Source organism: Pseudomonas imrae, assembly GCF_046352735.2.
Taxonomy (GTDB): Bacteria; Pseudomonadota; Gammaproteobacteria; order Pseudomonadales; family Pseudomonadaceae; genus Aquipseudomonas; species Aquipseudomonas imrae.
In genome coordinates, this window is record NZ_CP110853.2 from 2,147,748 (window position 1) to 2,161,381 (window position 13,634).

Annotated in this window: 11 protein-coding genes; 10 read left to right on the forward strand and 1 reads right to left on the reverse strand. The window is 59.6% G+C overall.

Features of this window, described 5'->3' with window-relative positions:
• Positions 1-99: 99 nt before the first annotated feature.
• Entirely contained in the window at positions 100-1,020 is a 921-nt protein-coding gene (locus OQ460_RS09650) for a MurR/RpiR family transcriptional regulator (protein WP_410021578.1), read from the reverse strand.
• Positions 1,021-1,354: 334 nt separating this feature from the next.
• Between OQ460_RS09650 and OQ460_RS09655 the strand changes: the two genes are divergently transcribed.
• The 10 genes from OQ460_RS09655 (at position 1,355) to OQ460_RS09700 (ending at position 13,633) form a co-directional block, all read left to right on the forward strand.
• Positions 1,355-3,292: a bifunctional 5-dehydro-2-deoxygluconokinase/5-dehydro-2-deoxyphosphogluconate aldolase gene (locus tag OQ460_RS09655; protein WP_410021579.1), complete on the forward strand. Its 1,938-nt coding sequence runs from the start codon at positions 1,355-1,357 to the stop codon at positions 3,290-3,292.
• Positions 3,293-3,453: 161 nt separating this feature from the next.
• Entirely contained in the window at positions 3,454-4,347 is an 894-nt protein-coding gene (gene iolE / locus OQ460_RS09660) for a myo-inosose-2 dehydratase (protein WP_410021580.1), read from the forward strand.
• Positions 4,344-5,138, forward strand: a complete 795-nt coding sequence (iolB, locus tag OQ460_RS09665) for a 5-deoxy-glucuronate isomerase (RefSeq protein ID WP_410021581.1) — start codon at positions 4,344-4,346, stop codon at positions 5,136-5,138. Before iolE ends, iolB begins: the two co-directional genes overlap by 4 nt.
• Before the next feature lie 21 nt (positions 5,139-5,159).
• The gene (locus OQ460_RS09670; protein WP_410021582.1) at positions 5,160-6,662 is read left to right on the forward strand and encodes a CoA-acylating methylmalonate-semialdehyde dehydrogenase; all 1,503 of its coding nucleotides are present in this window, start codon (positions 5,160-5,162) and stop codon (positions 6,660-6,662) included.
• Between the two features lie 10 nt (positions 6,663-6,672).
• Positions 6,673-8,604 carry a 3D-(3,5/4)-trihydroxycyclohexane-1,2-dione acylhydrolase (decyclizing) gene (gene iolD / locus OQ460_RS09675; RefSeq protein WP_410021583.1) on the forward strand — a complete coding sequence of 644 codons (1,932 nt, stop codon included), beginning with the start codon at positions 6,673-6,675 and terminating at the stop codon, positions 8,602-8,604.
• Between the two features lie 19 nt (positions 8,605-8,623).
• Complete coding sequence (locus OQ460_RS09680; RefSeq protein WP_410021584.1) at positions 8,624-9,634, forward strand: Gfo/Idh/MocA family protein; 1,011 nt, start codon at positions 8,624-8,626, stop codon at positions 9,632-9,634.
• Between the two features lie 28 nt (positions 9,635-9,662).
• Positions 9,663-10,715, forward strand: a complete 1,053-nt coding sequence (locus tag OQ460_RS09685; protein WP_410021585.1) for a Gfo/Idh/MocA family protein — start codon at positions 9,663-9,665, stop codon at positions 10,713-10,715.
• 139 nt (positions 10,716-10,854) lie between these two features.
• On the forward strand, positions 10,855-11,031 hold the full coding sequence (locus OQ460_RS09690) for a hypothetical protein (RefSeq protein WP_410021586.1): 177 nt from the start codon (positions 10,855-10,857) through the stop codon (positions 11,029-11,031).
• Positions 11,032-11,079: 48 nt separating this feature from the next.
• Positions 11,080-12,015, forward strand: coding sequence for a sugar ABC transporter substrate-binding protein (locus OQ460_RS09695; protein ID WP_410021587.1), 936 nt, complete (start codon positions 11,080-11,082; stop codon positions 12,013-12,015).
• Positions 12,016-12,079: 64 nt separating this feature from the next.
• Positions 12,080-13,633, forward strand: a complete 1,554-nt coding sequence (locus tag OQ460_RS09700; RefSeq protein ID WP_410021588.1) for a sugar ABC transporter ATP-binding protein — start codon at positions 12,080-12,082, stop codon at positions 13,631-13,633.
• The last annotated feature ends 1 nt before the right edge of the window (position 13,634 follow it).

Below are 13,634 nucleotides of genomic sequence, written 5' to 3' on the forward strand. Positions count from 1 at the left end.
GTGAGCGGTTCACACTGAAGCCTTCGCATTTTGCCAAGAAACGTGCGAAGGCTTCCTAAAAAAAACTTCATGTTCCTGCTCCCGCTGGTGGGCGCGGTGTCAGTCGTCAAACCCCGCCTGCTCGTGAATTTCATCCACCTTCAGCTCCAGTCGATACGCCACGGCGATAAACAACGCCTGGCACAGGCACAGGGTTGCACTCAACGAGCGGAACGCGAACGACGACCCCTCATTGACTAGCAACACTGTGTTTGCCCGCTTGGCCAGGGGCGACAGGTTGCTGTCGGTGATGATCAGGGTTTTCGCCTGGTGATGCTGGGCAATTCGCAGGCAATGCTGGGTTTCCTTGCCATAGGGGGTAAAGCTGATAGCGATTACCAGATCATTGGCCCTCACGCTGCGCATCTGCTCGCGGTAGCTGCCGCCCAGACCGGAGACCAGATGAATGCGCTTGTTGGTGTGTTGCAGGTTATAGACCAGGTAGTCGGCCACGGCGAAGGAGCGGCGCACGCCCACCACGTAGATGTTGTCGGCGTTGACCACAAGATCCACAGCTTTGTCGAAAGCGGCGTCGTCCAACTCCAGTCCGAGGCGCTCGATGCCCGACAGCGTGGCATTCACACATTCCCGGGCCAGGTCACCACCGCTGGCTTTCTGCGACTTGTTGGCGATCATGCTGCGGATGCGCTGCTGGTAGTTTTGTACGGGCGTGGTCTTGTGGGTATACGCCTCGCGAAACAGTGCCTGCATCTCACTGAAACCACTAAAGCCGAAACGTTGGGAGAAACGCACGATGGCCGACGGATGCACCTCGCATTCCCGGGCGATGTCGCTGATGCGGTCGACCATGATCCGATCGCTCTGCTGGCTCATGTAGCTGGCGATACGCTTGAGCTGGCGCGGCAGGCTTTCGTACTCGTCAGTGATCAACTGCAGCAGACGCTCGGCATTGATCGGAGGGCTGGCGAGATCATTTTCCGGAGCGTTCTCGGGGCTGGCCTGCTGATCGGTACGGGGCATGAAAAATCCTTCTGGCGTGTTCTAACGGGCATAAAGCGGTATCGCGTAGCAGCGGTCGAGCATGCACACACTCTTGGAGTACCCACGGCTTACGGATGCCAGTCTACAGCGTAGGCGCAAGAAAATACCCCGGCATCCCGGCCCACGCCGCTACTGAAACGATGCAGGGGCGCAAAATCGCCTGTATGGAAGCCTAATGGAAAATTAATTCCACTGAAAATATTTATAGAATAAATATTGATTGGTGCGAGCGGACGTTTTAGTCTGCATCCACCAAGAGCGTCGCTGTCTCTAAGACGGCAGGCGCAGGCTGATAAAAATAACAGGAGCCAGCATGGGCCAGACTCGTTTTGCCAATGGGCGTCAATTGGATCTTATTTGCCTCGGGCGCCTGGGCGTCGACCTTTACTCCCAACAGGTGGGGGCGCGGTTGGAGGACGTCTCGAGCTTTGCCAAGTACCTGGGTGGATCCTCTGCCAATATCGCGTTCGGCACCGCTCGCCTGGGGCTCAAGTCGGCCATGTTGACTCGTGTCGGCGATGACCATATGGGGCGCTTCCTTGTGGAGTCCCTGGCTCGCGAAGGCTGCGATGTCAGCAGCATCCAGGTCGATCCGCAGCGCTTGACCGCCATGGTCCTGCTGGGCCTGAAGGATCGCGAGACCTTTCCGCTGGTGTTCTATCGCGAAAACTGCGCCGACATGGCGCTGCGTGCCGAAGACATCAGCGAAACCTTTATCGCCTCCAGCAAAGCCCTGCTGATCACCGGCACGCATTTTTCCACCGACGGCGTGTACCAGGCCAGCGTCCAGGCGCTGGAGTATGCTCAAAAGCATAATGTCCGGCGCGTGCTGGACATCGACTATCGCCCAGTGCTTTGGGGTTTGGCCGGCAAGGCGGACGGCGAGACCCGTTTTGTCGCCGATCAGAGCGTCAGCCAACATGTGCAGGGCATCCTTGGGCGTTTTGACCTGATCGTCGGCACCGAAGAAGAATTCCTGATTGCCGGCGGCAGCGAAGACCTGCTCACCGCGTTGCGCACGGTACGGCGCCTGACACCGGCGACTCTGGTCGTCAAGCTTGGCCCGCAAGGCTGCACGGTAATCCACGGTGCCATTCCGGCTCGTCTGGAAGATGGCGCAATCTACCCCGGCGTGCGTGTCGAGGTGCTCAATGTGCTGGGGGCTGGCGATGCGTTCATGTCAGGCTTTCTCAGTGGCTGGTTGAACGAGGCCAGTGATGAGCGTTGCAGCCAACTGGCCAACGCCTGTGGCGCTCTGGTGGTGTCGCGCCACGCCTGCGCACCTGCCATGCCGACGCCGGCCGAGCTGGAGTACCTGTTCAACAGCCCGGTACCTATCACCCGGCCGGACCAGGACGTTGTGCTGCAACGCCTGCATCAGGTCAGCGTGCCACGCAAGAGTTGGAAGCAGCTGTTTGTATTCGCCTTCGACCATCGCTGGCAGTTGCTGGAGCTGGCGCAAAAAGGTGGCCAGGACCCAGCGCGCATCAGCGCCATCAAGCAGTTGTTCATCCAGGCGGTGGAACGCGTCGAACATAAATTGCAGGAGCTGGGCATCGAGGCCGATGTCGGCTTGCTGGCAGACCAGCGCTTCGGCCAGGATGCTCTCAACGACGCGACGGGTCGCGGTTGGTGGATCGCCCGTCCGGTTGAGGTCCAGGGCTCGCGGCCCTTGGCGTTCGAGCATGGTCGCTCAGTGGGTAGCAACCTGATTGCCTGGCCCAGGGAGCAGATCATCAAGTGCCTGGTGCAATTTCACCCCGACGACGAACCGCTGCTGCGCCTGGAGCAGGAAGCCCAGATCAAGGCCTTGTACGAAGCGTCATTGGTCAGCGGCCATGAACTGCTGCTGGAAATCATCCCGCCCAAGGATCACCCCTCGACTTACCCTGACGTGCTCTATCGCAGCCTCAAGCGCCTGTACAACCTGGGCATCTACCCGGCGTGGTGGAAGATCGAGGCACAGTCCGCCGCAGACTGGCAAAAGCTCGACGAACTGATCCAGGCGCGCGACCCCTATTGCCGAGGCGTGGTGCTGCTGGGCCTCAATGCCTCGCCACAGAACCTGGCGCAGGGGTTCCAGCAAGCCAGCCAGAGCCAGACCTGTCGTGGGTTTGCTGTCGGTCGCACGATCTTCCAGGAACCGAGCCGGGCGTGGATGGCGGGGGAGATCGATGACGAAGTGCTGATCCAGCAAGTCCAGGGTACCTTCGAACAGTTGATCGATGCCTGGCGCAGTTCCCGAAGCTAAATGCCGTGCAATCAAATGTGGGGGCTGGCTTGCCTGCGATGGCATCAACGCGACGCTACTGACAGACCGAATCGTCTGCATCGCGGGCAAGCCCGGCTTCCACATAAAGCAGATCCAAGTGATCTCTAGTTAATCTGTAGAAAACAATAAAAGGTGCAGCCATGCCCGCAATCCGTATTGGCATCAACCCGATTTCCTGGAGCAACGACGACCTGCCGGCGCTGGGCGGCGAAACACCGCTGAGCACTGCGTTGAGCGAAGGCAAGGAAATCGGTTACGAAGGCTTTGAACTCAACGGCAAGTTTCCCAAGGATGCCAAGGGCGTAGGCGATGTGCTGCGCCCTTACGAGCTGGCGTTGGTGTCCGGCTGGTACTCCAGCCGCCTGGCCCGGCGTTCGGTGGCTGAAGAAATCGACGCCATCGCCAGTCACGTGCAACTGCTCAAGGAAAACGGCGCGACGGTACTGGTCTACGGTGAAGTCGCCGATTCGATCCAGGGCTCACCCATTCGCCTGATCGAGCGCCCGCGTTTTCACAGTGAGCAGGCTTGGCAAGCGTATGCCGACAAACTTACCGAGCTGGCGCGCTTCACGCTGTCCCAAGGTGTGCGCCTGGCGTACCACCACCATATGGGCGCCTACGTCGAGTCGCCGCAAGACATCGACACACTGATGAGCCTCACTGGCCCGGAAGTCGGCCTGCTGTTTGATTCGGGCCACTGCTACATGGGCGGCGGCGAGCCCGTCGAAGTGTTGCGCAAACACTTGAAGCGTATCTGCCATGTGCACTTCAAGGATGTGCGCAAGCCCGTGGTGCAACTGGCGCGCAACCAGATGTGGAGTTTCCCCGACTGCATCGTCAACGGCACCTTTACCGTGCCGGGTGATGGCGATATCGATTTCGCCGCGCTGCTGGACGTGCTGCTGGCTGCCGATTATCAAGGCTGGCTGGTGGTCGAAGCTGAGCAGGACCCTGCGGTGGCGCCCAGCTATGTCTATGCGAAAAAAGGCTACGACACATTGCGTGCGCTTCTTGACGAGAGGACAGGGCAATGAGTCTGCTAGTCAAAAGCCGCCCGCGCGGTCAAACCATGGTGGCCCTGGAAGCCGGCCGCCTGGAATACGTAGGCTTCGCTGCGTACCGGCTAAGCCTTGGTGAGACCTTGCCTGTGCGCGCCGGTGACCAGGAGTTGTGCCTGGTCTTGCTCAGTGGGCGGGTCAACATCGAGGGCGAAGGCTTCAGTTGGCAGAACCTGGGCGATCGCCAGTCGGTATTTGAAGATAAGTCACCCTTTGCAGCTTACTTACCACCGGGCAGCAACGCCCAGGTCAGCGCCTTGAGCGATGTGCAGATTGCCGTGTGCGCCGCACCGGGTTCAACTGAGGGCGGCCTCGCCCCGCGCCTGATCCGTCCCGAACAGTGCAAGCGCAGCGTGCGCGGCAAAGGCGCCAATACCCGCTATGTGTGCGACATCCTGCCGGACAGCGAACCGGCGCATTCACTGCTGGTGGTGGAGGTGCGCACGCCTTCCGGCCACTCATCCAGCTATCCACCTCACAAACACGACACCGACGACCTGCCGCACCAGAGTTTTCTCGAGGAAACCTATTACCACCAGGTCAACCCGCCCCAGGGCTTCGTATTCCAGCGCGTCTACACCGACGACCGCAGTATCGACCAGGCCATGGCCGTGGAAAACAGTGACCTTGTGGTTGTGCCCAAGGGTTATCACCCGGTCAGCGTGCCTTATGGCTATGAGTCGTATTACCTGAACGTGATGGCCGGCCCCAAGCGTGCCTGGCATTTCCATAACGATCCACAGCACAGCTGGCTGCTGGACCTTTAACGACTTCGGAGAACAAGAACAATGAGCAATGCCCCGGTAATCGGCCATTACATCAACGGCCAGGTGCAGGACAGCGTCAGCGAACGCTTCAGTAATGTGTTCAATCCGGCCACCGGCCAGGTGCAGGCGCGGGTTGGCCTGGCCAGCCAGCAAACCGTCGATGAGGCCGTGGCCGCGGCGCTGAAAGCGTTTCCGGCGTGGTCCGAGCAATCGTCCCTGCGACGCTCACGGGTGTTGTTCAAGTTCAAGGAGTTGCTCGATCAGCACCATGACGAGTTGGCCGAAATCATCAGCCGCGAACACGGCAAGGTTTTTTCCGACGCCAAGGGTGAAGTCACCCGCGGCATCGAGATCGTCGAATATGCCTGTGGTGCGCCCAACCTGCTGAAAACCGATTTCAGCGACAACATCGGCGGTGGCATCGACAACTGGAACCTGCGCCAGCCCTTGGGTGTATGCGCGGGTGTCACCCCGTTCAACTTCCCGGTGATGGTGCCCTTGTGGATGATTCCACTGGCGTTGGCCACCGGTAACTGCTTCATTCTCAAGCCATCCGAGCGCGATCCGTCCGCCAGTTTGCTGATGGCACGCCTGCTGACCGAGGCTGGCTTGCCCGATGGCGTGTTCAATGTGGTCCAAGGCGATAAAAGTGCCGTGGATGGCCTGCTGCAGCACCCGGACGTAGAGGCGATTTCGTTCGTCGGCTCGACGCCGATTGCCGAGTACATTCACCAGCAGGCGACCCAGCGCGGCAAGCGCGTGCAGGCGCTGGGTGGGGCCAAAAACCATATGATCGTAATGCCCGATGCCGACCTCGACCAGGCGGCTGACGCCCTGATCGGCGCAGCCTATGGATCGGCCGGCGAGCGCTGCATGGCGATTTCGATTGCCGTGGTGGTCGGTGATGTCGGCGACAAGCTGATCGAAAAACTGCTGCCGCGCATCGACCAGCTCAAGGTCGGCAACGGTATGCACAAGGACAGCGAAATGGGCCCGCTGGTGACGGCAGAGCACAAGGCCAAGGTCGAAGGCTTTATCGGCGAAGGCGTGGCCCAGGGGGCGAAACTGATTGTCGACGGGCGCGGCTTCAAGGTACCGGGAGCCGAGAGTGGTTTTTTCGTCGGCGCCACGTTGTTCGATAACGTCACCACGGACATGAGCATTTACCAGCAGGAAATTTTCGGCCCGGTGCTGGGCATCGTGCGGGTGGCGGATTTCGCCAGTGCCGTGGCGTTGATCAACGCCCATGAATTCGGCAACGGCGTTTCGTGTTTCACCAGCGACGGCGGTATCGCACGGGCCTTTGCCCGCAATATCAAGGTGGGCATGGTCGGCATCAATGTGCCGATTCCGGTGCCGATGGCCTGGCATTCGTTCGGCGGCTGGAAACGCTCGCTGTTTGGCGACCACCATGCCTATGGCGAAGAAGGTATTCGTTTCTACAGTCGCTACAAGAGCGTGATGCAGCGCTGGCCCGACAGCATTGCCAAGGGTCCAGAGTTCAGCATGCCGACGGCCAAGTAAGGGGCAAGTCATGACTACCACACGATTGACCATGGCCCAGGCCCTGGTGAAGTTTCTGGATAACCAGTACATCGAAGTCGACGGCGTGCAAAGCAAGTTCGTCGCCGGGGTGTTCACCATCTTCGGCCACGGCAATGTGCTGGGCCTGGGCCAGGCTCTGGAACAGGATGCAGGTGACCTGGTGGTACACCAGGGCCGCAACGAGCAGGGCATGGCCCACGCGGCGATTGGTTTTGCCAAGCAGCACCTGCGCCGCAAGATCTACGCTTGTACGGCCTCGGTCGGCCCTGGCGCGGCGAATATGCTTACCGCGGCGGCCACGGCGACTGCCAACCGCATTCCGTTGCTGTTGTTGCCCGGCGACGTCTACGCCAGTCGCCAGCCTGATCCGGTGCTGCAACAGATCGAGCAGTTCCATGACCTGAGCATCAGCACCAACGACGCATTTCGTGCCGTGAGTAAATACTGGGATCGCATCAATCGCCCCGAGCAGTTGATGAGTGCGGCGATCCATGCCATGCGCGTGCTCACCGACCCGGCCGAAACAGGTGCCGTAACCCTGGCCTTGCCGCAGGATGTGCAGGGTGAGGCCTGGGACTATCCCGACTATTTCCTGCAAAAACGCGTACACCGTATCGACCGCCGCCCGGCTACCGAGGCCGTGCTCGGTGATGCGGTGGCCGCCTTCAAGGGCAAGCGCAAACCGCTGATCATTTGCGGCGGTGGGGTCAAATACTCCGGCGCCAATGCGGCGTTGCAAGCTTTTGCCGAAAAATTTCATATTCCGTTTGCCGAAACCCAGGCGGGCAAGAGTGCGGTGCTTTCCAGTCACCCGCTGAATGTCGGCGGTATCGGTGAAACCGGTTGCCTGGCCGCCAATCTGCTGGCCAGGGATGCGGACCTGATCATCGGCATCGGCACGCGCTATACCGACTTCACGACCTCGTCGAAATCATTGTTCCAGCATCCCGACGTGCAGTTTCTCAACATCAACATCTGCCCATTCGATGCCTTGAAACTCGACGGTGTACAACTGCTGGCCGATGCGCAGGCAGCGTTGCAGGCATTGACCAGCGCGCTGTCGGACTACCGGTCCGGTTGGGGCGAGCAGCCAAGGGAAGCCAAGGCGCAGCTGGATGCCGAGGTGGAGCGCCTGAATCGAATCGAATATCAGGGCGAGCATTTCGTCCCGGAAATCAACGACCACATGGACCCGGCGGTGCTGCGCGAGTTTATCGAGCTGACCGGTTCGTGCCTGACCCAAAGCCGGGTGTTGGGTGTGCTCAACCACACATTGGCCGACGACGCGGTGATCGTTGCCGCTGCGGGCAGTCTGCCCGGCGACCTGCAACGCAGCTGGCGCAGCAAGGGCGTCAATACCTATCACGTGGAGTACGGTTATTCGTGCATGGGGTATGAGATCAACGCCGCGCTGGGGGTCAAGCTGGCTGAGCCAGACCGTGAAGTCTACGCATTGGTCGGCGATGGCTCATACATGATGCTGCATTCGGAATTGGCGACCTCGATCCAGGAGCGGCGCAAGATCAACGTGGTGCTGCTGGACAACATGGCCTTCGGTTGCATCAACAACCTGCAAATGGGCAACGGCATGGACAGCTTTGGCACCGAGTTCCGCTTTCGCAACCCCGAAAGCGGCAAGCTCGACGGTGGTCTGGTGCCGGTGGATTTCGCCATGAGTGCGGCGGCCTATGGCTGCAAGACCTACAAGGTCAGCACTGTGGAGCAGTTGCACGCGGCGCTGGCCGATGCGCGCAGGCAAACCGTATCGACGCTGATCGATATCAAGGTGCTGCCCAAGACCATGATTCACGGCTACCTGTCCTGGTGGCGCGTAGGGGTGGCGCAAGTGTCCACCAGCGCGCGCACGAATGCGGCCGCCAAACAACTGAACGAACGCCTGGCCAAGGCCCGGCAGTACTAATGACCAGAGGAGCGTCTACATGTCTTTGAAGTTGGGTGTTATCGGTACTGGCGCGATTGGCCAGGATCATATTCGTCGGTGCAGTCAGACGTTGCTCAATAGCCAGGTGGTTGCGGTCACCGATATCAACCTTGAGCAGGCCGCCAAAGTGGTGGCGGATCTGCAGATTGCCGCCGAGGTCTATCCCCACGGCCATGCGTTGATCAACTCGCCGCAAGTCGAAGCGGTGCTGGTCACGTCCTGGGGGCCAAGTCACGAGGAGTTCGTACTGGCCGCCATCGCCGCTGGCAAACCGGTGTTCTGCGAAAAACCCCTGGCTGTCACTGCCGACGGCTGCCGCAAAATCGTGGAAGCCGAACTCGCCCATGGCAAGCGCTTGGTGCAAGTAGGCTTCATGCGCCCGTATGACGAGGGCTATCGCGCCCTGAAGCGCGTGATCGACAGCGGCCAGATCGGTGAACCACTGATGCTGCACTGCGCGCACCGCAACCCGAGGGTGGGTGAGAACTACAAGACGGACATGGCGATCACCGACACCCTGATCCATGAACTGGACGTGTTGCGCTGGTTGCTCAACGACGACTACGTGTCGGTGCAAGTGGTATTCCCACGCAAGACCAGCAAGGCACTGGCGCACCTGCGCGATCCGCAGATCGTTCTGTTGGAAACCGCAAAAGGCACTCGCATTGACGTGGAAGTGTTTGTGAACTGCCAATACGGCTATGACATTCAATGCGAGGTGGTGGGGGAAACCGGCATCGCCAGGCTGCCGGAACCGTCCCAGGTGCAATTGCGCAGCGAGGCCAAATTGTCGAATGCAATTCTGATGGACTGGAAAGATCGCTTTATCGGCGCCTATGACGTCGAGCTGCAAGCCTTCATTGATGGTGTGCGCGTCGGGCAAGTGGGCGGGCCGTCGGCTTGGGATGGTTATGCGGCAGCGGTGGCGGCCGATGCGTGTATCGAAGCGCAAGGCAGCGGGCAGATCGTCAAGATTGGGTTGGCGCCGCGGCCGCATTTCTACGACTGAACCGCTGCTTTACATAAGGAGTCGACCGATGCGAATCGGACTTGTCGGTTACGGCCACGGCGGTCGTTTTTTCCATGCGCCGTTGATTGCGACCCTGCCTGGCGCGACCTTTGTCGGCGTGGTGACGCGGTCGCCCGAGCGTCGCGAGCAATTGGCGAACGATCATCCGGGAATCCAGGCGTTTGATTCCATCGGCCAGATTGTCGAGTCCGGCGTTGACGTGTTGGTAATTTCCACCACGCTCAAAGGTCGCCCGGCCCTGGTGCTGGAAGCCATTGAGCATGGTGTCGCGGTGGTCAGCGATAAACCTTTCGCCAGCAATGCCGCCCAGGCGGATGCGTTGATCATCGCCGCCGAGCGTCAAGGTGTGTTGCTCAGCGTGTATCAAAATCGACGCTGGGATTCGGATTACCTGACCTTGCGCAAATTGATCGAGGCGGGCGCCTTGGGCAGCATTACCCGCTTTGAGTCGCGGGTGGAGCGCTACAGCCCGGCAGCCGTGGGCAATGCCAGTGGTGGCGGTTTCCTGCGGGATCTGGGCAGCCATCTGGTAGACCAGGCCATACAACTGTTTGGCCCCGTGGCTCGGGTCTTTGCGCAATTGCAGTACAGCGCCGAACACCCCAGTGTCGATCACGGCTTCTTCGTGTCGCTGACCCACGACAGCGGTGTGATTTCGCACCTGTGGGGCAGCGCCTTGCAAAACAGCCAGGGCCCGCGATTTCGCATCAGTGGTACGGCGGGTTGCTATACCGTCGAAGGACTGGATGGCCAGGAAGAAGCACTGATGGCAGGCAAGACCCCGAAAACCGAAGGCGAGCACTGGGGGGCTGAGGAGCACCGACGCTGGGGCTGGTTTGAACAAGGGCCAGAGCGTGAGCGCATACCTACACAGAAGGGTTGCTGGAATCAGTTTTACAGCCAGTTGTTAATCGCTATACAAGGCAACGGCCCCTTGCCGGTGGATGCCCGTGATGCCCGGGAAACCACGCGTGTACTGGATGCTGCACGGCTCAGTGCGCAGCGTCAGCAGGTCGTGGAAATGGCCTCTGTTGAGAGTTATGACGGCAAAATAGAATAAAATTCTAAAATCTGTTGATATGGAAAATATTTTCCAATAAAGTCATCCTCAGGTTGCTAAAGTGCTGTCCGGATCTGCCATCGAGGCAGTGAGCGGAGGCTCAACAAAAACAAGATAAAAAACAACCAGGTACCGTCAGATGAAAATCTTTAACGCTGTACTGCACCTCTTCCGTTACGCCTCTGCGCTTGGCGCCATACCCCGCGCACGGCCGTTCTATTTCTCTTTCCTCAATGTGCTGTGCGTCGAAAACAAGGGCGCCCTGGTGTGCTGCATCCCCGGCGCACCGATCGTTCGGCTGCAAGCGCCGCTCTGATAAACGCTACGTCCAAAAAACCAACAAGAAACTGGAGACATACCGTTCATGAAGACCCAGCTCCGTTTTGCCTCACTGGCCCTGGCTATGATGCTCGCCAGCGGTATCGCCACGGCCGCCGATATCAAGGTGGGCGTCAGCATGTCGCAGTTCGATGACACCTTCCTGACTTACCTGCGTGAAGACATGGACAAGCAAGCCAAGTCCTACCCCGAGGGTGATGGTGTACAGCTGCAGTTCGAAGACGCCCGCGCCGACGTGGTCAAGCAACTGAGCCAGGTCGAGAACTTCATCAGCCAGAAAGTCGATGCCATGGTGGTCAACCCGGTGGACACGGCCTCCACCGCGAGAATCACCAAAGCCGCGACCGAGGCGGGCATTCCGTTGGTCTACGTCAACCGTCGACCGGATCAGGCCAAGCTGCCCAAGGGGGTGGTGGCGGTATTTTCCGAAGATGTCGAGGCCGGCAAACTGCAGATGCAATACCTCGCCGACAAGCTCGGTGGCAAGGGCAAGGTCGTCATTTTGTTGGGTGACCTGGCGAACAACTCCACGACCAATCGCACCAAAGGCGTCAAGGAAATCCTGGCCAAGTATCCGGATATCGAGATCGAGCAGGAACAGACCGGCATCTGGCTGCGCGACAAGGGCATGACGCTGGTAAATGACTGGTTGACCCAAGGCCGTGAGTTCAATGCGGTCATTGCCAACAACGATGAAATGGCTATCGGCGCGGCAATGGCGTTGAAGACCGCCGGGGTCAAGTCGGGCACCGTGCTGATCGGCGGTATCGACGGTACGCCGGATGGTTTGAACGCCATTACCAAGGGCGAGATGACTGTCTCGGTGTTCCAGGATGCCAAGGGCCAGGCGATCGGTTCGGTGGAAGCGGCGCGCAAGATGGCGCGCAACGAGCCCGTCGAGCAGAACGTGGTGGTGCCATTCAAGTTGATCACCCCGGACAACGTCAAAGACTTCAAGTAGCCCTTCAAAACAACAATAAGCCAGAGGGGCGGCCATGGTCGCTCCTCTGATGGAGTACCTTTTTATGCTCGCTCAAGCGATTGCTTCGCAGCCTTCCGGTACCCAGCCCCAGGCGCTGGAAGAACCCTACCTGCTGGAAATCGTCAACATCAGCAAAGGTTTCCCTGGCGTCGTGGCCCTGGACGATGTGCAACTGCGGGTACGGCCCGGTTCGGTGCTGGCGTTGATGGGTGAGAACGGCGCAGGCAAGTCGACGTTGATGAAAATCATCGCCGGCATTTATCAACCCGATGCCGGTGAAATTCGCTTGCGGGGCAAACCGGTGGTGTTCGACACACCTCTGGTGGCGCTGCAGTCCGGGATCGCGATGATCCACCAGGAACTCAACCTGATGCCCCACATGAGCATCGCCGAGAACATCTGGATCGGTCGCGAACAGCTCAATGGGCTGGGTATGGTCAGTCACCGGGAGATGCATCGTTGCACCGCCGAGTTGCTGGCGCGGCTGCGGATAAATCTGGACCCTGAAGAACATGTCGGCAATCTGAGCATTGCCGAACGGCAGATGGTCGAGATTGCCAAGGCGGTGTCTTACGATTCCGACGTGTTGATCATGGACGAACCGACTTCGGCCATCACCGACAAGGAAGTGGCCCACCTGTTCTCGATCATTGCCGACCTCAAGGCCCAAGGCAAAGGCATCATCTATATCACGCATAAAATGAATGAAGTGTTCACCATAGCCGATGAAGTGGCGGTGTTCCGCGACGGCGTCTATATCGGCCTGCAACGGGCCGACAGCATGAACAGCGACAGCCTGATCTCGATGATGGTGGGCCGCGAGCTGAGCCAGTTGTTCCCGGTGCGGGACAAACCCATCGGCGAGGTCTTGTTATCGGTGCGTGACTTGCGCCTGGACGGCGTGTTCCAGGGCGTTTCGTTTGACCTGCACGCCGGGGAAATCCTCGGTATTGCCGGGCTCATGGGCTCGGGGCGAACCAACGTCGCCGAGACCATTTTTGGCATTACCCCAAGCTCCGGCGGCGAGATCCGGCTCGACGGCCAGACGGTGCGCATCACTGATCCGCAGATGGCGATCGAGAAGGGCTTTGCGCTGTTGACCGAGGACCGCAAGCTCAGTGGGTTGTTCCCCTGTCTGTCGGTGGTGGAGAACATGGAGATTGCCGTACTGCCGCATTATTTGGGCAACGGCTTTATCCGGCAGAAAGCCCTGCGGGCGCTGTGCGAAGACATGTGCAAGAAGCTGCGGGTAAAAACCCCGTCTCTTGAGCAGTGCATCGACACCTTGTCCGGCGGCAACCAGCAAAAGGCCTTGTTGGCGCGCTGGTTGATGACCAATCCACGCCTGCTGATCCTCGATGAACCCACCCGCGGCATCGACGTGGGGGCCAAGGCCGAGATCTACCGGTTGATCTCATTGCTGGCCAGCGAGGGCATGGCGGTGATCATGATTTCTTCGGAACTGCCGGAAGTGTTGGGTATGAGCGACCGGGTGATGGTGATGCACGAGGGCGACCTGATGGGCACCCTGGACCGTGCCGACGCAACCCAGGAAAAGGTCATGCAACTGGCTTCCGGTATGACGGCGGTCCACTAAC